We start from the raw sequence: 22,492 nt of genomic DNA, 5'->3' as shown, positions 1-22,492 counted from the left end.
CATTGTCACTCCGTGGGCCGCGAAGTCGTCGTGACTTGGTCGGCCTGAAAATCGGTATCGTCGTCGCCCGAAGGCTTTTCGCGTATCAGCAGCGAACGGGCAAGCAGCAAAACGACGCCGCCCGTGATCGCCGCATCGGCAAGGTTGAACACGGCAAAGGGCCGCCATACGCCAAGGTGGAAATCGGCATAATCGACCACGAACGTAAACCGTACGCGATCAATGATATTGCCCAGCGCCCCGCCCAGCACCAGCGCCAGCGCGGCGATATCGCCCATTTTGTGTTCCCGCATCATCCAGATCAACACGGCCAACGCGATGGTGCCGGTCAGCAGGAACAGGAATATCCGGCTCTCAAGGCTTTCGGCAGTGAGGAAACCGTATGAAATGCCCCGGTTTTCCGCATAGCGCAGGTCGAAGAACGGCAAGAGATCGATTACCCCGACCGAGCGCAGTTGGAGCACGGCAAGGACGTACCATTTCAGCAATTGGTCGGCGACCATCACCGCCAGCGCGAGGACGATGCCTTTGGTCCGGTTTGCGGTCAGGAACGACATCAGGCGGTTTCCATCCCGGCCAGCGCCGCATCGCAGCGGTCGCAAGCGTCGCCGTCTTCCGCCACTTCGGGAAGATGGCGCCAGCAGCGGCCACACTTGGCCATGTCGGTGGGCTTCACGATCACGCCGTCGCCTTGCCCGCGCGTGACTGTCGCGGTGATGAACAGTTCGGCCAGATCATTGTCCGAAAAACCATCGGGCACAGCCGCGGCGGGCACTTCGACTTCGGCCTGAAGGCTGGAGCGGACGGTTTTTTCGCGGCGATAAGGCTCGATCGCCTCGTTCACCTTTTCGCGAAGGGCGCGCAAGCCATCCCAGCGGGCGGCATCGGCCTGCGCCGCCGGCACTTCCGGCCATTCGAGGAAGTGGACGCTGTCCGCCTGCGGGTAACGCGTGGCCCACACTTCTTCTGCCGTGAACACCAGCACCGGCGCGGCGTAACGGACGAGCGCATGGAACAGCGTGTCGAGCACCGTGCGATAGGCGCGGCGGCTCATGTCCGTCGGCGCGTCGCAGTAGAGCATGTCCTTGCGGATATCGAAGAAGAACGCCGACAGGTCTTCGTTGCAGAAATCCGAAAGCGCGCGAGTGTAAGTGTTGAAGTCGAAATCGTCGACGCTCTGCCGAAGTTTCGCATCCAGCGCGCCGAGCAGGGACAGCACATACCGTTCCAGTTCGGGCATATCGGCCACGTCGACGCGTTCGGCGTCATCGAACCCATCGAGCGCGCCCAGCAGATAGCGGAAAGTGTTGCGCAGCTTGCGATAAGTGTCGGCCACGCCCTTCAGGATTTCGGGCCCGATGCGGTGGTCTTCGGTATAATCGACCGACAGCGCCCAGAGCCTGATGATGTCCGCGCCGTAATCGCGCATCAGGTCGATCGGGCTGATCGTGTTGCCCTTCGACTTCGACATCTTCTCGCCCTTGCCGTCCATGGTGAAGCCATGGGTAAGGACAGCGTTATAGGGCGCACGACCCCGCGTGCCGCACGATTCGAGCAGCGAAGACTGGAACCAGCCGCGATGCTGGTCGCTGCCTTCGAGGTACAGGTCGGCCGGCCATTGCAGGTCGGGCCAGCGGCCGGATTCGAGCACGAAGGCATGGGTCGAACCCGAATCGAACCAGACGTCGAGAATGTCGGCGACGCGTTCGTAATCGTCCACGTCGTAATCGGGGCCGAGCAGGTCGGCGGCGTATTCTTCGTCCCACCCGTCGACGCCGTGGGTGCGGATGTTGGCGACGATGCGTTCGTTGACCGCCGGATCGTTAAGGTACTGGCCGGTCTTGCGATCCACGAACAGCGTGATCGGCACACCCCACGCGCGCTGGCGCGAAAGCACCCAGTCGGGCCGCCCTTCGACCATCGAACCGATGCGGTTGCGCCCCTTTGCGGGCACGAAGCGCGTGTCGTCGATCGCTTTGAGCGCGGTTTCGCGCAAGGTGCCATCGTCGCCGCGCTGCTGATCCATCGGCACGAACCACTGCGGCGTGCAGCGGAAAATGATCTTCGCCTTCGACCGCCAGCTATGTGGATAGGAATGCCGGTAGTCGGCACTGGCCGAGGCGAGCGCATCGACTTCGCGAAGCGTCTGGCAGATAGGGCCATCAGGAGCGTTGAATTTGGGGTTTATCACGCTGCCCATGCCGCCGAGCCAGGCCCAATCCTCGCGATAGCGGCCGTCGCCCTCTACCGCGAAAACCGGATTGATCCCGTGCGCCTTGCACAGGTCGAAATCGTCCTCGCCATGGTCGGGCGCCATGTGGACGAGGCCGGTGCCGCTATCGGTGGTTACGAAATCGCCGGGCAGGAAGGGGCGAGGGCGAAGGTAGAATTCGGCTTTGGGCGAATCTGGGGACAGCACGCCGTCGAACAGTTCGGAACAATAGCGGGCATGCTCGCGGATATTGACCAGCCGGGCAAAACTTTCGTCGACGCGCTCGCGTTCGAACCGTTCCTGCGCATCGCCATCCATGATCGTATCGTCGAACATCACGGCAAGCGGATGGCGCGCCATCGTGCCCGCCAGTTCGCGGCCTTTCCAGCGCCGGGCTGGCGGCGGAGGCGGCATGTCGTCGAGCATATTGCCGAGGGCAAGCAGGTCATCCTCCGGGACGTCTGGAATATCCATCGCCTCGTCGCGGTTCATCTCGGCCGAAAGGCGTTTGATGAAATCATCGACCAGAGGCGATGCGACCAGATATCGCTTCGTCGGTGCCCCCCACTCCACGATCTCGTAATCGACGTCCGGTCCATAGGCGAGCGCCTGGTTCACCGGGATCGTCCACGGCGTCGTTGTCCAGATCACCGCATGCGCGCCGATCAGTTCGGGGATCGGCGATTCCACGATCTCGAACGCCACGTCGATCTGGGTCGAGGTGATGTCCTCGTACTCAACCTCTGCTTCGGCCAGCGCGGTCTTTTCGACCGGCGACCACATCACCGGCTTCGCGCCGCGATAGAGCTGGCCGCTGGTGGCGAACTTGAGCAGTTCGGCCACGATCGTCGCCTCACTTTCGAACTGCATCGTCAGGTACGGGTTGTCCCAGTCGGCATTGATGCCGAGCCGCTTCAGCTGTTCGCGCTGCACGTCCACCCAGTGCTGCGCATAGGCGCGGCATTCGGCGCGGAATTCCTTTGCCGGAACCTGGTCCTTGTCGAGCTTCTTCTTGCGGTACTGTTCTTCTACCTTCCACTCGATGGGAAGTCCGTGGCAGTCCCAGCCCGGAACATAGGGCGCGTCCTTGCCCAGCAGGCTTTGCGTGCGCACGACCATGTCCTTCAACACGTGGTTCAGCGCGTGACCGATATGCATGTCGCCGTTGGCGTAGGGCGGGCCGTCATGCAGCACGAATTTCTCGCGGCCCCGGCGCGCGTCGCGCAGCTTGGCGTAAAGGTCCATGTCCTGCCAGCGCGCCAGAATGCCCGGCTCCTTTGCGGGGAGCCCGGCTTTCATGGGGAAATCGGTCTTCGGCAGGAAAACCGTATCTTTGAAATCTCTGGTTTCGGCGCTGGGCTTATCGGTCATAACCGGCGCACCTAGAACAAAGCGGCGCGCGGATAAAGCGCGCTTATGCGCCCAGCAATTCGCGCGCGCGGGCGCAATCGCGTTCCATCTGCGCGGTCAGGTCGTCGAGATCGTCGAACTTCGCTTCGGGCCGCAGGAAATGGTGGAACGCGACCTCGATCTCCTGACCGTAAAGATCCTCCGAAAAATCGAAGAAATAGGGCTCCAGCAATTCCTTGGGCGGGTCGAACGTGGGCCGGATGCCAAGATTGGCCGCGCCGTTCAGCACGCGCCCGTCGGGCAAGTGGCCAGTCACCGCATAGATCCCGTATTTCGGGCGGATATAGCTGCCGAGGTCGAGATTGGCGGTGGGATAGCCGATGGTCCGACCCACTTTGTCGCCGTGCAGGACCGGGCCGCGAATCGCAAAAGGACGCGTCATCAGGCGCGCGGCTTCCTGCGGATCGCCCGCCCAAAGCGCGTCGCGGATACGGCTGGAGGATATGACTTCGCCATGTTCGACAACCGGAGAGACGGCATGGGCGGTGATCCCGCTGTCCGCGCCCAGCCGCGCCAGCATCGCGACATCGCCGCGCTTGCCGTTGCCAAAGGTAAAGTCGCTGCCGGTGACGACGGCAGAAACGCCCAGCCTTTCGGCGAGCAGCACGCCGACGAAATCTTCCGCGCTCGTCTGGGCCAGTGCCGCATCGAAAGTGAAGACCAGCATCGCATCAGCGCCCAGCATTGCGAACAGGTCCTGCCGCTGGTCCAGAGAGGTCAACCGGAACGGTGCGGCATCGGGCTTGAAATGGCGCACGGGATGCGGATCGAACGTTGCGACGATGACGGGGCGACCGGCGGCGCGGCCAAGTTCGACCGCCTTGCCGATCACGGCCTGGTGTCCGGCATGGACACCGTCGAAATTGCCGAGAGCCATCACCGCGCCGCGCAATTGCGGGGGCATGGGATCGAGTGAGGAGAGCCGCATCATCGCGTGTCGAGCGTCCATGTCGTCCGTTTGCGGCTGGTCAGGCCCGGCGGCGCAGTGTAACGAAGCTGTAGGCCGGGTGCTTTCCAACTTCGGGATGATGTTCGCGCGCGACTTCTTCCCATTCGTCCTGGGGTATTGCGGGCATGGCGACATCGCCGTCGTATTCACGGTGGATTTCGGTCACTTCGATCCGGCTGGCGCGGGGCAGCGCTTCGGCAAAGACCGCCGCGCCGCCGATCACCGCGATCCGCGAACCGTTGGCGCGGGCTATCGCCGCATCGAGGCTCGACGCAATCTCGACGTCGTCGTCTTCACCGTCGCCGTTTTCGTCACCGGGCGTCCAATCGGGATTGCCGGTCAGCACGATGTGGCGGCGTCCCGGAAGTGTGCCGGGCAACGATTGGAAAGTTTTGCGCCCCATGATCATCGGCGCGCCCATCGTCAGTCGCTTGAAATGCGCAAGGTCCGCCGGGATGTGCCACGGCAGGCGCCCTTGTGCACCGATGGTGCCGTTGGCTGCCCGCGCGACGACGATGAACAGTTCGGGCCCCTTCACTCGTCAGCCTCTTGCAGGATAAGGCGCGTGACGTGACCCATCTTGCGCCCCTCGCGCGCTTCGCCCTTGCCGTAAAGGTGCAGGTGGGCGGCAGGGTCTTTCAGGATGGGCAGGGCTTCCTCCGCCGTCGTTCCGATAAGGTTGTCCATCACTGCACCGGGAACGCGCAAACCGCAATCGCCAAGCGGCAGACCGCAAATCGCGCGGATGTGGTTTTCGAACTGGCTGGTGATCGCACCCTCGATCGTCCAGTGCCCGGAATTGTGCACGCGGGGCGCCATTTCGTTGAACACCGGCCCATCGTCGGTCGCAAAGAATTCGAGCGTGAGCACGCCGACATAGTCTAGCGTTTCGGCCACCGCGGCAGCCAGTTTTCGCGCGGCGGGAACCTGCGCCACGACGACGCGGCCCGCAGGGACGGTGGAGCGGGACAGGATACCACCATCGTGTTCGTTGGCGGCGCTGTCCCAGAATCGCACTTGCCCGTCGAGACCGCGGACCATGATGACCGAAAATTCGGTCGCGAAGCGCACGAACCCTTCGTAGATCATCGGAATGGGCGGAACGGTCAGTTCGTCGGCGTCGCAGCCATCGCGGATGCGCCACTGTCCCTTGCCGTCGTAACCGTCGCGCCGGGTTTTCAGGATGCCGGGCGTGCCGATCGCCGCGATTGCCTTGAACAATCCGGTTTCGTCCGCAAGCGCGCGATAGGGCGCGGGCGTGCCGCCAAGATCGGCGACGAAATTCTTTTCGGCCAGCCGGTCCTGCGCGATTTCCAGCGCGCGCGCATTGGCACGCAACGGCACATCGCCCAACGCGGCAAGCGGGCCGACGGGCACGTTTTCGAATTCGTAGGTGACAACATCGCACTGCGCGGCAAAAGCGGCCAGCGCGGCTTCGTCGGAATAAGAGCCTTGCGTGAAGTCCGCGGCAACGTCGGCGGCAACGCTTTCCGATTCCGGCGCATAGATGTGGCAGCGATAGCCGAGTTGCGCAGCCGCCATCGCCATCATCCGGCCCAGTTGCCCACCGCCCAGAATGCCGATCGTGCTGCCCGGTTTGATCACCGGAATTTGCGGCATGTCAGTTCCCGTCCGACGGACGTTCGGCCACGCTGTCGCTTTGGGCCTTGCGCCAAGCCTTCAGCCGTTCGGCCAGCGCGTCGTCGCCGATGGCAAGGATCGCGGCGGCAAGCAGGCCCGCGTTCTTGGCCCCGGCGTCGCCGATGGCCAGTGTGCCCACGGGAATTCCGCCCGGCATCTGGACGATGGAAAGCAGCGAATCCTGACCCGACAGCGCCTTGGACTGCACCGGCACGCCCAGCACGGGCAGATGCGTCATCGAAGCGATCATGCCCGGGAGATGCGCCGCGCCGCCGGCGCCCGCGATGACGACCTTGAACCCTTCGTCAGCCGCGCCCTTGGCGAAATCGAACATGCGTTCGGGAGTGCGGTGGGCCGACACGATGCGACAGTCGCTTGCCACGCCCAGCGCGTCGAGCATGTCGGCGGCATGGCGCATGGTCGGCCAGTCGGACTGGCTGCCCATTACGATTGCGACCGGTGCCGTCATGTCTTCGTTCCCCGTTTCCCGCCCTCAGGCGTCCGAAAGGTAATAGCGTTCGCCCGATGCCTGACCGTTGGCAAAGGGATAGACGATGGGCTGCCCGGTCGGAATTTCCAGCGCGGAGATATCGTCGTCGGATATGCCCGACAGGTGCTTGACCAGCGCGCGGAGCGAATTGCCGTGGGCCGAAACGATGACCGTCTTGCCCGCTGCGAGGACCGGCTGGATCGCCTGTTCGTAATAGGGCAACGCGCGGGCGATCGTGTCTTTCAGGCTTTCAGTCATCGGCACGTCGATCCCGGCGTAACGCGGGTCGTTCGACAGGTCGAATTCACTGCCGCGTTCGAGCACCGGCGGCGGAATGTCAAAGCTGCGGCGCCAGATGTGCACCTGTTCGTCGCCGTGCTTGTCGCGGGTTTCCTGCTTGTCGAGGCCGGTCAGCCCGCCATAGTGCCGCTCGTTCAGCCGCCAGTCCTTTGTCTCCGGAATCCACAGCCGGTCGGCGGCGCGCAACGCGATGTGCAGCGTGCGGATCGCGCGGGTCTGGTAGGAGGTGAACGCGACTTCGGGCATCATGCCGGTCGCCGCCATCAATTCGCCGGCCGCCTTGGCCTCGGCCTCTCCCAATTCGGTCAGGTCCACGTCCCACCAGCCGGTGAAACGGTTTTCCAGGTTCCACTGCGACTGGCCGTGGCGAACTAGAATCAGGTTGACGTCGGACAAGGGTCGGGCTCCTGCGTGACTGGGAGCCGCAGCCCCTAGCGTTCGCGCGCGCGTTTGAAAAGTGCGATGGGCCCGCCGGTGCCGCTTAGTCCGATTTGGTCAGTCCATATAGAGCAGGGCCGGGTTCTCGATCAGCCGCTTCAGCGCCTGAATGAACTTCGCCGCTTCGTATCCGTCGACGATGCGATGGTCGAAGCTGGACGATACGCTCATCACCTTGCGCGTGACGATCTCGCCGTTCCGGCGTTCGAGCCGCTCCACGATCTTGTTGGGGCCGACGATGGCGGTTTCGGGGCGGTTGATGATCGGGGTCGTCACCACGCCGCCGATGGGGCCGAGCGAGGTGATCGTGATTGTCGAACCCGACAGTTCCTCGCGGCTGGCCTTGCCGTCGCGGGCGGCGGTGGAAAGCCGGGCGATTTCTTCAGCCGTCTGCCACGCGTCGAGCGATTCGGCATGGCGCACGACAGGAACCATCAGGCCCGCCGGTGTTGCGGCGGCGATGCCGACATGGACCGCACCGTGCTGGCGCAGCACGCCCGCGTCATCGTCGTAATGCGCGTTGATGTGCGGGAAGTCGGGCACGGTGCGGGCGATCGCGCGCACGAGGAAGGGCAGGAAGGTCAGCTTGGGCTGCCCGTCCTTGCGCTCCCGGTTCAGCACTTCGCGCAGTTCCTCGATCGCCGTAACGTCGAAATCCTCGACGTAAGTGATGTGCGGAATGCGCCGCCAGGTTTCTTCCATCCGTTCTGCGATCTTGCGGCGCAGGCCGATGATCTTGATCTCGTCCACCCCGCCGCGCATCGCGAAACGCGGATCGCCGCCGCCGAGGTAATTTTCGATATCGTCGGGCGTGACCCGGCCATGGCGACCGGTGCCGGGCACTTTCGACAGATCGATACCCAGCTTTGCCGCACGGCGGCGCGTGGCCGGCGCGGCGAGCGGGAAGCAGGCCTGTTCAGTCGCGGTCGGTGCGGGCGCGGGGCGCTGCGCAGCAGGCTTGCTCGCCGGAGCGGGCGTCGGTGTGGGAGCAGAAGACGGCGCAGGGGGCGGCGTCGGGCGTTCGGGGGCTTCGTTGGAAACCGTTGTCGGCGCTGCGGACGCCTCGTCGGCGACATTGCCTTCGCCTTCGACTTCCAGTTCGACCAGCACCGATCCCACGGCCTTCATCTGACCGACTTCGCCGTGCAGAGCGCGGATCGTGCCGCCGACGGGGCTGGTCATGTCGACCGTCGCCTTGTCGGTCATCACGTCGCACAGGGCGTCGTCTTCCTCGATCCGGTCGCCGACCTTCACGTGCCATGCGGTGACTTCGGCCTCGGCCACGCCTTCGCCGATATCGGGCAGGCGGAACTTGTACGTGCCCATCAACGATACTCCACGGCGTTCAAAAGCGCTTCGGCAAGCCGGATCGGCCCCGGGAAATAATCCCATTCAAAGGCGTGGGGGTACGGCATGTCGTATCCTGCCACACGCTCGATCGGCGCGCGAAGGTAATCGAAGCAGCGTTCCTGCACCAATGCGGACAGTTCGCCGCCGAACCCGCCAAAGCGCGATGCTTCGTGCAGGATCACGCAACGCCCCGTCTTGCGCACCGAAGCGGTGATCGCGTCGATGTCGAGCGGGACGATGGAGCGCAAGTCGATCAGTTCGGCGTCCACGCCCGATTCGGCGATCCCGGCGGCGGCGACGTGGACCATCGTGCCATAGGCAAGCACCGTAACCTCGCTGCCTTCGCGCACCAGCGCGGCGCGGCCCAGCGGCACTTCGTAATGGCCGACCGGTACTTCCGCCGTGGCGAGGCCGGAATTGGCCCACGTTTTCAGCTCTTCGTCGGGGCGGCCATAGAACGGGCCGTTGTAAAGTCGCTTGGGCTCAAGGAAGATGACCGGATCGTCGCATTCGATCGACGCGATCAGCAGACCCTTGGCGTCATAGGGGTTCGACGGGATCACCGTCTTCAGCCCCGTGACATGGGCAAAGATCGCCTCCGGGCTCTGGCTGTGCGTCTGTCCGCCGAAGATGCCGCCGCCATAGGGGGTGCGGACGGTGACGGGAGACGAAAATTCGCCGTTGGACCGGTAACGCAGCCGCGCGGCTTCGGACACCAGCTGGTCGTAGGCGGGCAGGATATAGTCCGCGAACTGGATCTCTGGCACCGGCTTCAGCCCGTACGCGGCCATGCCGATGGCGCTGCCGATAATGCCGCCTTCGGTCAGCGGGGCGTCGAAACAGCGCTTCAGGCCATGTTTCGCCTGAAGCCCTTCGGTCACGCGGAAGACGCCGCCGAAATATCCGACGTCCTCGCCAAAGACGAGCACGTCCTCGTCCTGCGTCATCATCACGTCCAGCGCGCTGTTGAGCGCCTGGATCATGTTCATCTTCTTCGTCTCGGTCATGCGCCCGCTCCCCCTTGCGTTTCGGCTCGGGCGGCACGGCGCGCCTTCAACTCGCGCAGCTGTTCCTTCAGGCGCCAATCCTTTTCGGCGAACACGTCCTCGAACATTTCCTCGATCGGCGGCTTCGACTGGCCTAACGTGCCGATGGCCTCTGCCTCCTTGGCCGCGACCTTCACCTGTTCTTTCGTTTCCCCTTCCATCGCGGCATGGCGGTCCATGTCCCATGCGCCGATGGCGATAAGGTGATCGCGCAACCGTTCGACGGGGTCGCCCAGCGGCCAGTGCTCCGCCTCGTGCTTGGGGCGATAGCGACCGGGGTCGTCGGACGTCGAATGCCCTTCTGCGCGGTAGGTGTAGAATTCGATCAGCGTCGGGCCGTTGTTGGTGCGGGCGCGTTCGGCGGCCCATTGCGTCGCGCCCCACACGGCGAGGAAGTCGTTGCCGTCGACCTTGATGCCCGGAAAACCATAGGCCAGCGCCTTGGCCGCGAAGGGCAGGCGTTCGGGCGCGGCAAATCCGGCAAAGCTGGAAATCGCATATTGGTTGTTGGTGACGCATAGGATCGTCGGCGCGCGATAGGCGGCGGCGAACGTCATCGCTTCGTGAAAGTCGCCTTCGGCCGTGGTGCCGTCACCGACATAGGCGAGGCTGATCTTCGTATCGTTCTTGTAAGCGGACGCCATCGCCCAGCCCACGGCATGGACGAACCGAACGCCCAGGTTGCCCGATATGGAATAGAAATCGTAAGCGCGCGCCGACATCAGGATCGGCAACTGCTTGCCCGCCAGCGGATCTTCGGCGTTGGAAAAGATCTGGTTGCACAAGGTCGTCAGCGGATAATTGCGGGCGTGCAGCCAGGCGAGCGCGCGATAAGTGGGAAAGAACATGTCCCCCTTGTCCAGCGCCAGCGACTGCGCGGCGGAAATCGCCTCTTCGCCCGTCGACTTCATGTAAAAGCTGGTCTTGCCCTGACGGTGCGCGCGGAACAACCGGTCGTCGAATGCGCGCGACAGGACCATGGCGCGCAGGCCCTTGATCAGGGTTTCGGGCGCAAGCATCGGATTCCACGGGCCGACAGCGAGGTTGTCGTCGTCGAGCACGCGGATCAGCTCGTACGGCAAGTCGCGCATGTTGCTTTCATGCTCGGCAATGTCGGGCCGGCGCACCGCGCCCGCTTCGCCGCGATTGACGTGGTCGAACGTGATCGGGGTATCCGGCCGCGACGGCGGTTCGGGGATGTGCAGTTCGAGCCGGGGCAGATTCGATTTCGTCACACGTGCATCCTCTCGCGGCGGGACATTGAGCCGCTCGCGTCAGTGTAACGCACTGTGCGTGGGATGTTTTCCTTATTTTCGGGAAAATATTGGCCCTTTGAGGAAACTCTTCCCAAATCCTGCCATCTCAGGCAAAAGTCATTGCGCGTTATGGTGCGATTGCGAAAAGAATATGGATGATATCGACTGGAAGCTTCTGCGGACACTGCAGGCCGAGCCCGATCTTTCGATCAATGCGCTCGCCGATAAAGTGGGCCTGTCGCACACGCCGTGCTGGCGGCGATTGAAGCGGCTGGAAGACGACGGCGTCATTGCCGGGCGCGAAGTCGTGATCGATCAGGCCAAGGTAGGGCTGGGCGTCGACGTTTTTGCCAATGTCCGCATCAACCGGCATGACGAAGACACGCTGGAAAGCTTTGCCGTGGCGGTGATGGACCACCCCCAGATAGTGGAATGCTTCCTTGTCGGCGGGGACAGCGACTACCTTCTGCGCGTGGTAGCCGGCAGTATCGAGGCTTACGAGCGGTTCCTGAAAAAGGTGCTCGTCCATCTCCCCGGCGTCGCGTCGGTCAGTTCCAGCTTTGCGATGCGCCGGATCAAGCTGACGACGCGGCTGCCCATCTGACGGCCGCCATCACCCTGCGTCGACGGTGCTTTCTGGCCGCACTTCGAAACAGGCGCCACGCAAGGTGGGTTTCAGCCGCAGCACCAGCCCGTGGCGGCGCGCGATGGCGCGGGCAAGGGCAAGGCCGAGGCCCGATCCGCCGCTGGCGCCGTGATTGCCTTTCGCACGGATAAACCTTTCAAAGATGCGATCCCGATCTTCGACCGGCACGCCGGGTCCGGTGTCGGCGACGGTCAGAACCGGTCCTTCGGCGACGAGTTCCACGCAGACCGTTCCGCCGCTTTGCGTATACTTAAACGCGTTGTCGAGCAGGTTGGTGACGAGCCGGGTCAGCTGCATTTCTTCGCCCCGCACGGTTACGCCCGGGGCAATATCCACTTCGAAGCGGTGGCCTGTTTCTTCGGCGCTGCCGGCATAGAGGTCGGCGATATTTTCTATCATGGCCGAAAGATCGACCGGTTCCAGCCCGCGCGGATCGCCTCGATTGGCTTCGCTGTGCGAAATGTCGAGCAACGATTCGAGCGTCGCGATGACCGTCCGGATGTCGCCCCGCGCATCGACTAGCCCTTGCGCGGCGGCATCGTCCGGCGCGGTCCGGATGGCCCGCAACAGGCGTGCGTCCAGATGCATCAGCGGCGTGCGCATTTCGTGCGCGATCTGGTCGAGCGTGTCGCGGTGCGCATCGACCAGCCGGTTCAGGCGCTGCAATGCCTCGCTCGAATGCCGGGTCAGTTCGCCGATCTCGTCCTGAGCGTTGCGGTCCCGGTCCAATCGTTCGAGCCGCCGTTCATCCGGATTTTTGAAGGCCGCATTGATCCGCCCGACCCGCTTGGAAAGCCGGCCTGCGGTAATCCGCCCGGCTACGCCGACAGCCAGCACCACGAACAGTCCGCCAATGACAAAGGCGATGCCGATTTCGTTGAGGACCATTTCGTCCATCGCCGATTCGCGCGCGACCAGCAGGCGCTGGCCCGCCGGAAGATCGACCGCGCGGGCATGGACATAAGATCCGTCGGGCAGGGGGATCGCGGTCATTTCGCCAGTATCGATGCCGGGCCAGTCGGTCAGGTCGCCCGCGACCCGCCGGCCATCCGCCGCCACCAACAGGTAATGCGGGGCATTGCCGGAAGGGGTGCGGAAATTCAGTCGTTCATCGATCCGGCTGGCCAGCGACGCCTGCCCGCCGTCGCGATAGGCATCGAGCAGCGTGGCCATGTCAGCATTGACCGCCGCTTCCTGCATGTCGACCGAAAGCTGTTCGAATTTGGCCCCGACCAGCGTGCCGAGGATCAGCACCACCGCCGTACACACCGCGATCGACCAGGCAACGAGCCGGGTGAAGATCGAATCGAGCAGATGGACTTGCGTCAAGCGCGCTTCCCCCCGCGACAAAGTCTCCCGTCCGCCAAAATGCGGTCAGGCCTCACTTGCCGTCGAGCAGGCGATACCCCGTACCCCAGATCGTTTCCAGAGCGGGGGATCCGAAACCTTCCTCCAACTTGCGGCGCAGGCGGCCGATATTGACGTCGACGACGTTGGTCTGCGGGTCGAAGCTCATCTTCCACACGTCGCGCAACAGCATTTCGCGCGTCACCACCTCGCCCGCATTTTCGATGAGATAGCGAAACAGCTCGAACTCCTTGGGGCTGAGCGGCAGGTGGCGGTTGCTGCGAAAGGCGGTGCGCGCCTTCACGTGGCATTCGAACGTGCCGTGGATGATGATCGCATCGTGTTCGCGGCCCGACGCCCGGCGGTGCAGCGCGCGCAGGCGGGCGAGCAGTTCCGCCGCTTCGAACGGTTTGGCCAGATAATCGTCCGCGCCAGCATCCAACCCTTCGGCCCGGTCGACCGTCCGGCCCAGCGCCGACAGCATGAGCACCGGCGTGCCGATCCCGCTTTCGCGCATCCGCTTGATCACCGTCAGCCCGTCGATGTCGGGCAACATGCGATCGAGGATGATGACATCGAACTGCCCCACCCCGGCGCGGCGCAGGCCATCGGTCCCGTTCGCTTCCCACGTCACGCGGTCGCCCGTCGCGCGCACGAGTTGCTGCAGGTCCGACGCGATGCGGGCGTCGTCTTCGATATGCAAGATGTCCAGGCCGGTCGTGGCCATGACATGTCCCCCTGTTTTGCCACCGGATCGCGCAGGAAATCGAGCGCATGGCGGCATCGGTAATCTAGCTGCCCTGTCGGCACATGCTAGGCAAGAGTGCCGTTAGCTGCATGAAATATACTGTCATCGCGGGCGCAGGAACCGTCCGGCCACCGCATCCAGTCGCGCCATCACCGCCGGGTCGCGGGCCGATGGGGCGGTTATCATCGCATGATCCAGCGCCCGGTCGATCGGCGACGGTGTGCGGGATGCGGGCAACGATGCGGCAAATCTCAACACGGTGTCGCGCGCGGTTGCGGCATTGGCGTGGACTTGCGCGATGACCGTGCTGGCATCGACGGCGGCTTCGCCCTCTCTCCAGCAATCGTAGTCGGTCGCCATGCCGACCAGCGCATAGGGCAGCTCCGCCTCTCTCGCCAGCTTCGCCTCTGGCATGGCGGTCATGCCGATGACATCGGCGCCCCACTGGCGATAGAGATGGCTTTCCGCGCGTGTCGAAAACTGCGGCCCCTCCATGGCGAGATAAGTGCCGCCCTGCGTGAGCTTGCCGCCCGCCGCCACGACGGCCGCACCCGCCAGCGCCGACATGCGTTCACAGACCGGATCGGCCATCGACACATGCGCTACCATGCCGGTGGTGAAGAAGGTGGAGGAACGCCCCTTCGTATTGTCGATGAACTGGTCGACGACGACGAAGCGCCCCGGCTCGATCTCTTCGCGCAGGGAACCGACCGCGCTGATCGCCAGGAGATCGGTGCAACCCGCTCGTTTCAGCGCATCGATATTGGCCCGCGCGTTAAGATCGGACGGGGCGATGCGGTGCCCGCGCCCATGGCGGGGAAGAAATCGGAATTCGACCGCGCCGATGCGCCCGAACAGGATGTCGTCCGACGGTTTTCCGAACGGCGATTCCACGCCAATCCACTGCGCGTCCTGTAACGTGTCGATCTCATACAGACCCGATCCGCCGATGACGCCGATGACCCATTTGTCTTTCATGCACGACCCATAGGCGAGGCGATCACTGCGATAAAGCGTTCAGCTTCCGGCTGGGTTCGCCTTGGCCGGTTCGGGCTCGTCCTCGTCGGGCTTCCTGTCTTCGGGCGGAAGGAAATCGCTGGCCAGCACATGATAAAGCCGTTCGCAGCAGATCATCGCCCGGGCCCAGTCAGCCAGCAGCGCGGTGGCGAACAGCGGCAGCAGCAGGCCGATGTTCCCGGTTGTTTCGGTAAGTATTATCACAGCCTTCACCGGCGCAAACACGACGCCGGTGAAATAGGCGACCATGCCCAGCATCACGATCACGCCGCGCGCGTCTCGGCCCGCAGGCCAGCGCCAGCACCGTCAGCGAAATCTTTACAATGCCCGATTTCAGCGAAAACAACCGCTCCGTCCCGCTTTCATGGCGCACGGCCGCAACTACCTGCAGGATGCCCGAACCGGCTGCCTCTGGCGCGGCAAGCCGCGTCAGTCAGGCGCAGGCGAAATAGACCGCAGGCGTCAGCAGAATCGGGAACCATGCCCAGCGCGCCGCCAGCGATTCGAAATCGTGCAGCGGAAAGTCGCCGGCCCGCGCGAACACCAGCGCGGCGATGCAGATTGTGACCGCGCCGACCAGTGTCGCGACGCGTCTGCGCCAATCACCAACATCCTGCGAAAGGCGTTCGGGTATGAGAAGGCAGGGGCGAAGGCGATTTATGTCGGCCCCGCCTCAGCTAGCGGGGGAATGGGGTCCAGCGCAGTGCCCGAATGCCTAGCCAGCAGGCAACCCGCCGTGCAGCGTCCTTATGGCCAGCGCCGCCAGCAGCGCCGATCCGCGCGGCAGGATGCGTTCGTCGATGTGCATGTGCGGGCTGTGCAGGCCGGGCGCGCGTTGCCAGTCCGCATCGGGATCGGCCGCGCCCAACAGCACCATCGCGCCGGGCACGGCTTGCAGGACATAGGAGAAATCCTCCGCCGTCATCAGCGGGTCGGGCAGGTCATGCCATGCCTCGCTGCCGAAGCGTTCGGTCACCACCTCGCGCGCCAGCGCCACGGCGCGGGGATCGTTGCGAGTGACGGGGAATCCCTGCCTGACCAGGAATTCGCCCTTCATGCCGTGGGCCGTGGCGATGCCGCTGACCAGATCGCGGCAGGCGGCGTGGACCTTTTCGCGGGTTTCGGGCGAAAGCGTACGGATCGTGCCGCGCAGGGTGCAGCGTTCGGAAATGACGTTGTCGGCATCGCTCGCGCGGAATTGCGTTACGGTGACGACAACGGGGTCGGCGACAGCGAACCGGCGCGTGACCATTGCCTGCAGCGCGGTCACGATCTCGCACGCGACGGGCAGGGGATCGGCGGCATGATGCGGCATCGACGCATGGCCGCCCCGGCCGGTGACGACGATCTCGAACGCATCGGACGATGCCATCAGCGGCCCTTCGCGACAGACGAATAACCCGTACGGCGCATTGGGAATGACGTGATAGGCAAAGGCTGCGTCGGGAAGGGGCTCGATCAGCCCATCCTCGATCATCAGACGCGCGCCGCCAAAGCCTTCTTCGCCCGGCTGGAACATGAACATGACCTCGCCCGCCAGCCTGTCGGCCCGTTCCGCCAGCAGCCTGACCGCGCCGAACAGCATCGCGGTGTGGCTGTCGTGCCCACAGGCATGCATCCGGCCCGGAATGGCGGAGGCAAAATCCAGCCCCGTCTCCTCGCCCATGGGGAGCGCGTCCATGTCGCCGCGCAAGAGAACCCGGCGGCATGATTCGCCCTCCCGTTGCGCGCCGCCCTTCAGCACCGCGACCTGCCCCGTGGTCGAAGGTCCTTCGCGCCATTCAAGCGGCAAGTCGGCCAGCGCCTCGCGCACCTTCGCCATCGTGCGCGGGGTTTCGAGGCCCAGTTCGGGGTCGGCATGAATCGCGCGGCGCAGGGCGGTGATTTGCGGCCCAATGGCCTCTGACGCGGCGGAAAGGTCGTCGTTGGTGAGGTCGTTCATCGCAGGCGTGGTCCATGTTCGCATGCCACAACGATAGACGCCCCGGCCGCCATGTCGAGCGGCCGGGGCGTCGATGTTACCGAATTAATCGATCCGGATCAGGGGTAAGTGAGGTTGACCCGCGTCGTCAGCCCCGGCTTCGACGCGTTCAGGCGTACCGAACGGAATGCCGGGATGCCCGCCAGCGTACTGGGGTTGTTCGAAAAGCCATAGCCTTCGGCAGGCAATCCGAGGCCGGTGCGGTTGAGTTTCCGGCTACCGTCTTCGTCGTGATACACGGCAATGGCATATACGCCGGTGGACGGCAGCTTCACGCAACCGCGAAAAGTGCCCTTTTGCGCCGGGAACCGCACGACGTCGAGCGAACCCTTGCTGACGAGAAACCGGCTTGAATCGTCGGCATAGACCGTCACCGCGATCAGGCCCGAGGATGATTTGACGCCCGTCACCTCGACGTTGAGCCACGACTTGCCGCTCAGGTCGCCCTGACATCCGCCGGGCGCGGCCACCGCCGGTGCCGGCAAAATGGCAAGCGCGCCGATGCCCGCGGCAGCGGTCAGGCCGCCGGCGACACGGCGAACGGTCTTGGATAGGCGATTGGAAGCAATCATCGGATTCTCCGGTACGAACTCATCAAAATGCGGGGGACAAGGCGCAAAGGTGGATGCGCTGCCTTGCGCATGCAACCCGTGCTGTCGCCCCCGTGAACCGGCCGAACGCAATCCGTGCGGGACTGCGCCATACCGGCAACTTGACATGCGGATTAGGTGCAAGGCCGTGAATATGCGCTGAATTCACCCTTCATCCTGTGGACGGGTCGGCCGGTCCTTGCCACCCATATCGTGGCCCAACCATCTGGCCAGCGACGCACCCGCTGCCGCTTCGGACCGGGCGCGCGGGTCGCTGGCCTGACGGATCGTGCGGTTTGCGCGAGAGAATAGCCAGTGGAGCCGCCCCTCTGCCGGGCGTCGGGAAAGTCCCCGGAAAAGGCGCGAAACTACGGTCGAAGCCAGTCCCGCGTTGGCAGATTGGCTGGCCAGCAGCACCTGTTGCCGCTGGTCGAAATCCTGCAGCAGCAGGCTTTCGCTTTCGGCGATGATCGCGCCCGGCACGGACCCCTGTCCGATGTCGAGCCCGGTCGGCCCCATGAACCTGTCCACCAGCGCCAGCACCAGCCGCGCGCCCGGCAGCCAGCCGCCCGTCTGAGCCATGTCGATGAACCGTCGCGGCTCGATCGCCTCGTTCGCCAGCAACATCCCGATATCGACGAGCGCGAGCGGACCGCAGTCGAACCTGTGATTGTAAACCGCGTGAAGCACGAGATGGCCCAGCATGTGTTCGGACGATGGAAAGGCCACCGCCGCGCCGCCAAGCCGGTCGATGTGCGCATTGCCGAGCAGGTCGCCAGTCGGGATGCACGGCAGGCCGGGTTCGGCGATGCGGTGATGCAATTCGACGAACCGCTGGCAATCAGGCAATTCGATGGCATCGAGGTGCTTGTCGCCATCCAGCGCCCTTGCGATCGCGGCATCGCGGTCGGCGGGCACCGCGCACCCGGCATCGGCCATGGCATCGATCGCGTCGGCCAGACGTTCGGGCGCGACGAGGATGTCGATATCGCGCATCGGGCGCAGTGCGGCTTCTGGGTAATCGAAAAAGGCGAGCCGCGACCCCTTTAACGCGACCATCGGCACGCCAGCGGCGCCGAACGCCGTGGCCAGCCGGACCAGCGCTGCCTGAGCGGTCAGCGCGCCGATTGCGGCGTCGCGATAGGTTTCCTTCCAACGGTCGGCAATTGCGGCCGGGACAGCAACCGGAAGCGTGCCGCCACGGTTGCGGTGATGCAGCCACGGCATCAGCCGGTGCTGCGCCGCCATGGCATCGATCGCCAGCCAGTCGTCGTCGTCCAGCCGTTCGATAAGCGGCGCATCGGGCGCGGGATGCGCCGGTCCGGCAAGAGCGAGCAGCAGGCTTTTTCGCTCTGTCAGGGTCAGCGTCATGCGACGACCTTCCGGCGGTTTTCGACGTGTTCGATCCGCCCGTCGCGCATATGGACGATCCTGTCGGCAAGATCGGTCAGCATCCCGCGATGGGCGACGATCAGCACCGTGCGAACGCCCTTCATCCGGCCAATGGCATCGGCAATCGCCGCCTCGCTCGCGGCATCGAGCGCGCTTGTCGCTTCGTCTAGGATCAGCAGTGCGGGGTCGCGCAACAATGCGCGGGCAAGAGCGATCCGCTGCCGCTCCCCACCCGAAAGCTGGCAACCTGCGTCGCCGACGAACGTGTCCACACCCGACGGCAGGTCGAAGACGAAACCCGCCGCCGCGTCGCGCAGGGCCGTTTCGATTTGCGGATCGGAAGCATCGGGTTCGGCCCAGAGCATGTTTTCGCGGATGGATGCGGGGAACAGCACCGGTTCCTGATGGACGTAAGCGACCGATCGGCGCCAGTGCACCGTGCCTTCGCCGCGCAACCGTTTGCCATCCACGACAAGATCGCCGCCATCGGGTTCGAGCAGCCCGCCGAACAGGTCGGCCAGCGTGCTTTTCCCCGCGCCGGACGGTCCGACCAACGCGGTCGTCGTGGCGACGGGCAGCGTCAGCGTGATCGCGTCGACGGCGGGGCGATGGCGGCCATCGTGATCGATCGTGGCATTGTCGAGCGCGATCGACTGACGAGGCACGACAGGCAGCGCATCGCCGACCGGCGGTTCCGCGCCGGCACGGGCAGTGTCGAGCACCGCCTGCGCCTCTGCCAGCGCGGGGGCGGAGTGGGCCCATTGCTGAGTCCCCTGCTGCAGCGCGTCGAGCAGCGGGACCGAACGGCCGAACAACACGATCAACGGCAACAGCACCGACGTCGGCACGTCGCGCGCGCTGGCCAGCGCGATGATCGTCGCCAGCAAGATCGCCGCGCCGACATGAAGCAACGCGCGGCTACGCGAAGCAGCCTTGTGAAAAGCGATCTGTGCCGATCGCAGCTCGGTCATCCCGCCCTGCATCGTGGCGATGGCCGCCGCTTCGCGCCCATGGCTCTTGATCAGGCGCATGGCCCGCAGCGATTCGTCCAGCGATCCTTGCACCGCGGCATAACGCTGGCCCAGCGCGACGCCCAACCGGTGCGCCTTGCGCTTCAATGGGATGAACCCTGCGATCACGATTAATCCGCCAACAACTGCCACCGCCGCCAGCGCCGGGGCCAGCCACAGGGCGACGATCCAGATCGCGCCCAGCGTCACTGCCATCGCGATGATCTGCAGCAGGTTGGAAAAGCCGTAGCCCAGCCGGTCGATGCTGGTGACGATCAGGCTGACGTGATCGGATCGGCGCATCGCCGAAAGTGTGCGCCAGTTGGCGCGGACGAGAGCGGCGAAAACTTCGTGGCGCCATCGGTCGATGAGCTTCAGCTGCGCCCGCTGTTGCGCCAGCGACAGCGCGAATTGCAGCGCTGCGCGTCCGGCGACCAGCGCCACGAAGAACACCAGCAGCATCGGCAGATCGACCAGTCGCGCAAACGGTTCGGCCCACGACGGCAGGGCCGAAGCCGCCTGTCCAAGCAGGGCCAGCATCGGCACGAGCGCCAGAATGCCCACGCCTTCGGTCAGCGCCACGCCCAGCATCAGCATCAGCAGGCCCGCCAGTTGCGGCACGGGCAAGCCGCGCAGGATGGTGATGGCCGGGCCGTTCATGATCGCCGCTCTAGCGATTGCGGCGCGCTGCGTCACGCAAGGTATGTGCGGCGGGCGCGCAGAGCATGGCCAAACGGCAGGCCATTGCTTAGTTACGCCCTTCGACATAGCGCGCGAAACGTCCGGCCACGATGGCGGCGGCGGTCGGCATGAAGACTTCCAGCTTGCCGCGATAGGTAGGGCGATCCGGCCATTCGTCGAGCAGGTCGACGGCACGATCCACGTCGATGATGGCGCTCATCAACGGGTCGTCGGCCAACCGTTCCAGCTCCATGCGCATTTCGGCTATCCTTGGCGTATTGCGCTGGTGCCAGTCGACGCCGTGGCGCCCGTATCGCGTGTTCAACCGCTGTTGTTCGGGCATGCGCCCTTGTGCCATGCGCCGCGCGAGCCAGCGGCTGGTGCCGCCGCGCACGAACTGATCGGTCGGGATCGACAGGCTGAATTCGATGAGCGGCCGATATTGCGGCACCGCACGCATGCGAAAACCGTGCATCTGTTCGACAGCGGCCAGCATCTCGGTCCCGCCCGAAAGCGATTGCCAGGCATCGTCGATGAAATCGGCGCGGCTGCGCACCCATTCGCGGTCGCCGTAACGTTTCCGATAACGTGTTTCGAGGTCGAGCCGTTCGACGACTTCGCGGCGGACGAGCGGCCGATGCGGACTGCCGTGGACCAACGTGCGCAAGGCGGCACGCATCGCGGCAGGCAGGTTGGGCAGGATCGACCGCGTCGCCAGCCTGCGCAACATCGGCCGATCGTCGCCCGGAGTGTCGCGCAACAATCGCATCAATTCGCCAAACTGTCCGGTCCGCAGGAATTCGACAAAGGCCCAGCGCCCGTCGCAGCTGAAAGTCTGGTTTCCGAAGTCGGCCGTGAACAGCCAATCGCACCCCGCATCGGCGGCGGCCTGCCATGGCCCATGAAATTCCGTGGCGACAAGGCCCGGATAGGCCGCGTCGGATGCCCGGAACATGTCATCAAGCCTGTTGCCGAACGCGATACCGCCATTATCCACGAATTGCGGATCGAGCGCGGGGTGCATCGCGGCAAACCGTTCGACGGCCGGGCGATCGGAATGGAAATGGCCCGACAATGCCGGTTCGTGCTCGCCAGCCAAAGGTTCGAACGTAAAGCTTTTCAGCCGGCGTCCGGTGGGCAACTGCCGCAGCATTTCGGCCGCGACGATCGGCGAATCGAGGCCGCCCGACAGCAGGATTCCCGGCTTGCGCGAGGAGCGCAGCGCCGATTCGACGGCTTCGGCGAGCAGTCCGGTGGCCGCATCGACATATTCGCGATCATGCGAAAACCTGACCGGGGCGAGAGCGTGCGGATCGTACCATTGGACGCTCGATGCCCGCCCATGATCGACCGTGACGACCGAGCCCTGCGGAACGGCGTGGATGCCGTCATAGAAATGTCGGTCGCCCCAAGTGTCGGCCAGTCCGTAGAGCATTTCGGCATAGCGATCGGGGTTGGCGCGTTTTACGAATCCCGCGGCGAATATCGGCTTCAGCGTCGATGCCGCGACCATTGCGGCACCGGATGCGGCCCAGAAAAGCCCGCGAGACGACCACGGCGCGCGGGCCATGCGCAGGACACCGTCGGCCGGGATCATCACGGCGGCATAGTCGCCGATCAGGCGTCGTTCCGCCTCGATCCCCCACGCCTCTACCGCAGCGCCATAGATCGTCGCGGCCGGTACGTCGGAAGGTAAATCCAGCTCGCGGGCCATCGTGGCATGATTGTCGAGCCAGCCATTGAAGAGGACGGGCGCCCCGGAAGGTGCGCGCAAGACCCGATCAGCCGATGAAAAGGGCGGATGTCCGCAAGTATCGGATTGGAATGTCCGATCTTTGCCGGTGTCGATCAGGACGCCGTTGCCAAGATTCGCAACGAACGAAGCGCCCCCAAGAACCGAGGGAACGCCCGACACGATGCGCGACAAGTCGATAAGAGGGTCGTTCCCCCAATCGATTCCTGCCGCGATCATGATGAAATCGTTAGAA

19 protein-coding genes and 1 pseudogene are annotated in these 22,492 nt (G+C 64.5%); 1 reads left to right on the top strand and 19 read right to left on the bottom strand.

Features of this window, described 5'->3' with window-relative positions:
* Positions 1-5: 5 nt before the first annotated feature.
* From lspA to EKN06_RS09090, 10 genes are all read right to left on the bottom strand, one after another.
* Positions 6-557 (bottom strand): signal peptidase II, encoded by a 552-nt coding sequence (lspA, locus tag EKN06_RS09135; protein WP_127612588.1) that lies wholly within the window; start codon positions 555-557, stop codon positions 6-8.
* Positions 557-3,583 carry an isoleucine--tRNA ligase gene (locus EKN06_RS09130; RefSeq protein ID WP_127612587.1) on the bottom strand — a complete coding sequence of 1,009 codons (3,027 nt, stop codon included), beginning with the start codon at positions 3,581-3,583 and terminating at the stop codon, positions 557-559. Before EKN06_RS09130 ends, lspA begins: the two co-directional genes overlap by 1 nt.
* Before the next feature lie 43 nt (positions 3,584-3,626).
* Positions 3,627-4,553 carry a bifunctional riboflavin kinase/FAD synthetase gene (locus EKN06_RS09125; RefSeq protein ID WP_127612728.1) on the bottom strand — a complete coding sequence of 309 codons (927 nt, stop codon included), beginning with the start codon at positions 4,551-4,553 and terminating at the stop codon, positions 3,627-3,629.
* Positions 4,554-4,590: 37 nt separating this feature from the next.
* On the bottom strand, positions 4,591-5,109 hold the full coding sequence (locus tag EKN06_RS09120) for a dihydrofolate reductase (RefSeq protein ID WP_127612586.1): 519 nt from the start codon (positions 5,107-5,109) through the stop codon (positions 4,591-4,593).
* On the bottom strand, positions 5,106-6,176 hold the full coding sequence (locus EKN06_RS09115) for a 5-(carboxyamino)imidazole ribonucleotide synthase (protein ID WP_127612727.1): 1,071 nt from the start codon (positions 6,174-6,176) through the stop codon (positions 5,106-5,108). The genes EKN06_RS09120 and EKN06_RS09115 overlap by 4 nt, the downstream gene beginning before the upstream one ends.
* A 16-nt stretch (positions 6,177-6,192) precedes the next feature.
* Positions 6,193-6,681, bottom strand: coding sequence for a 5-(carboxyamino)imidazole ribonucleotide mutase (gene purE / locus EKN06_RS09110; protein WP_127612585.1), 489 nt, complete (start codon positions 6,679-6,681; stop codon positions 6,193-6,195).
* Positions 6,682-6,705: 24 nt separating this feature from the next.
* Positions 6,706-7,398 (bottom strand): 2,3-diphosphoglycerate-dependent phosphoglycerate mutase, encoded by a 693-nt coding sequence (gene gpmA / locus EKN06_RS09105; protein WP_240654708.1) that lies wholly within the window; start codon positions 7,396-7,398, stop codon positions 6,706-6,708.
* A gap of 99 nt (positions 7,399-7,497) precedes the next feature.
* Positions 7,498-8,766: a dihydrolipoamide acetyltransferase family protein gene (locus EKN06_RS09100; RefSeq protein WP_127612584.1), complete on the bottom strand. Its 1,269-nt coding sequence runs from the start codon at positions 8,764-8,766 to the stop codon at positions 7,498-7,500.
* Complete coding sequence (locus tag EKN06_RS09095) at positions 8,766-9,779, bottom strand: alpha-ketoacid dehydrogenase subunit beta (RefSeq protein ID WP_205693869.1); 1,014 nt, start codon at positions 9,777-9,779, stop codon at positions 8,766-8,768. Before EKN06_RS09095 ends, EKN06_RS09100 begins: the two co-directional genes overlap by 1 nt.
* A gap of 14 nt (positions 9,780-9,793) precedes the next feature.
* Positions 9,794-11,071, bottom strand: coding sequence for a thiamine pyrophosphate-dependent enzyme (locus EKN06_RS09090; RefSeq protein ID WP_127612582.1), 1,278 nt, complete (start codon positions 11,069-11,071; stop codon positions 9,794-9,796).
* A 172-nt stretch (positions 11,072-11,243) separates the two neighbouring features.
* Here EKN06_RS09090 and EKN06_RS09085 point away from each other — a divergent pair, with 172 nt between their 5' ends.
* Positions 11,244-11,696, top strand: a complete 453-nt coding sequence (locus EKN06_RS09085) for an Lrp/AsnC family transcriptional regulator (protein ID WP_127612581.1) — start codon at positions 11,244-11,246, stop codon at positions 11,694-11,696.
* A gap of 9 nt (positions 11,697-11,705) precedes the next feature.
* Here the strand turns inward: EKN06_RS09085 and EKN06_RS09080 are convergent, their stop codons facing one another.
* The 9 genes and pseudogenes from EKN06_RS09080 to EKN06_RS09040 form a co-directional block, all read right to left on the bottom strand.
* Positions 11,706-13,067, bottom strand: a complete 1,362-nt coding sequence (locus tag EKN06_RS09080) for a sensor histidine kinase (protein ID WP_127612580.1) — start codon at positions 13,065-13,067, stop codon at positions 11,706-11,708.
* Positions 13,068-13,119: 52 nt separating this feature from the next.
* Entirely contained in the window at positions 13,120-13,812 is a 693-nt protein-coding gene (locus EKN06_RS09075) for a response regulator transcription factor (protein WP_127612579.1), read from the bottom strand.
* 123 nt (positions 13,813-13,935) lie between these two features.
* Positions 13,936-14,811 carry an S-methyl-5'-thioadenosine phosphorylase gene (gene mtnP, locus EKN06_RS09070; RefSeq protein ID WP_127612578.1) on the bottom strand — a complete coding sequence of 292 codons (876 nt, stop codon included), beginning with the start codon at positions 14,809-14,811 and terminating at the stop codon, positions 13,936-13,938.
* 39 nt (positions 14,812-14,850) lie between these two features.
* Positions 14,851-15,120, bottom strand: a pseudogene (locus EKN06_RS09065) (chloride channel protein); the annotation flags it as partial.
* A gap of 445 nt (positions 15,121-15,565) precedes the next feature.
* Positions 15,566-16,816: a M20 metallopeptidase family protein gene (locus EKN06_RS09060; RefSeq protein WP_420810785.1), complete on the bottom strand. Its 1,251-nt coding sequence runs from the start codon at positions 16,814-16,816 to the stop codon at positions 15,566-15,568.
* A gap of 74 nt (positions 16,817-16,890) precedes the next feature.
* Complete coding sequence (locus EKN06_RS09055; protein ID WP_127612577.1) at positions 16,891-17,403, bottom strand: DUF2141 domain-containing protein; 513 nt, start codon at positions 17,401-17,403, stop codon at positions 16,891-16,893.
* A 183-nt stretch (positions 17,404-17,586) separates the two neighbouring features.
* The gene (locus EKN06_RS09050; RefSeq protein ID WP_127612576.1) at positions 17,587-18,792 is read right to left on the bottom strand and encodes a nucleotidyltransferase domain-containing protein; all 1,206 of its coding nucleotides are present in this window, start codon (positions 18,790-18,792) and stop codon (positions 17,587-17,589) included.
* On the bottom strand, positions 18,789-20,519 hold the full coding sequence (locus tag EKN06_RS09045) for an ABC transporter ATP-binding protein (RefSeq protein ID WP_164844013.1): 1,731 nt from the start codon (positions 20,517-20,519) through the stop codon (positions 18,789-18,791). Before EKN06_RS09045 ends, EKN06_RS09050 begins: the two co-directional genes overlap by 4 nt.
* A 52-nt stretch (positions 20,520-20,571) precedes the next feature.
* Positions 20,572-22,476, bottom strand: a complete 1,905-nt coding sequence (locus tag EKN06_RS09040) for an asparagine synthase-related protein (RefSeq protein WP_127612574.1) — start codon at positions 22,474-22,476, stop codon at positions 20,572-20,574.
* Positions 22,477-22,492 lie beyond the last annotated feature (16 nt).

The sequence above is a fragment of the Croceicoccus ponticola genome, assembly GCF_004004515.1.
GTDB lineage: Bacteria > Pseudomonadota > Alphaproteobacteria > Sphingomonadales > Sphingomonadaceae > Croceicoccus > Croceicoccus ponticola.
This window is presented reverse-complemented; position numbering and strand designations above follow the sequence as displayed.

Coding starts and splice junctions, on each gene's coding strand:
- lspA (WP_127612588.1), bottom strand. CDS start 557: ATGTCGTTCCTGACCGCAAACCGGACCAAAGGCATCGTCCTCGCGCTG.
- EKN06_RS09130 (WP_127612587.1), bottom strand. CDS start 3,583: ATGACCGATAAGCCCAGCGCCGAAACCAGAGATTTCAAAGATACGGTT.
- EKN06_RS09125 (WP_127612728.1), bottom strand. CDS start 4,553: ATGATGCGGCTCTCCTCACTCGATCCCATGCCCCCGCAATTGCGCGGC.
- purE (WP_127612585.1), bottom strand. CDS start 6,681: ATGACGGCACCGGTCGCAATCGTAATGGGCAGCCAGTCCGACTGGCCG.
- EKN06_RS09100 (WP_127612584.1), bottom strand. CDS start 8,766: ATGGGCACGTACAAGTTCCGCCTGCCCGATATCGGCGAAGGCGTGGCC.
- EKN06_RS09095 (WP_205693869.1), bottom strand. CDS start 9,779: ATGAACATGATCCAGGCGCTCAACAGCGCGCTGGACGTGATGATGACG.
- EKN06_RS09085 (WP_127612581.1), top strand. CDS start 11,244: ATGGATGATATCGACTGGAAGCTTCTGCGGACACTGCAGGCCGAGCCC.
- EKN06_RS09075 (WP_127612579.1), bottom strand. CDS start 13,812: ATGGCCACGACCGGCCTGGACATCTTGCATATCGAAGACGACGCCCGC.
- mtnP (WP_127612578.1), bottom strand. CDS start 14,811: ATGAAAGACAAATGGGTCATCGGCGTCATCGGCGGATCGGGTCTGTAT.
- EKN06_RS09060 (WP_420810785.1), bottom strand. CDS start 16,816: ATGCGAACATGGACCACGCCTGCGATGAACGACCTCACCAACGACGAC.
- EKN06_RS09055 (WP_127612577.1), bottom strand. CDS start 17,403: ATGATTGCTTCCAATCGCCTATCCAAGACCGTTCGCCGTGTCGCCGGC.
- EKN06_RS09050 (WP_127612576.1), bottom strand. CDS start 18,792: ATGACGCTGACCCTGACAGAGCGAAAAAGCCTGCTGCTCGCTCTTGCC.
- EKN06_RS09040 (WP_127612574.1), bottom strand. CDS start 22,476: ATGATCGCGGCAGGAATCGATTGGGGGAACGACCCTCTTATCGACTTG.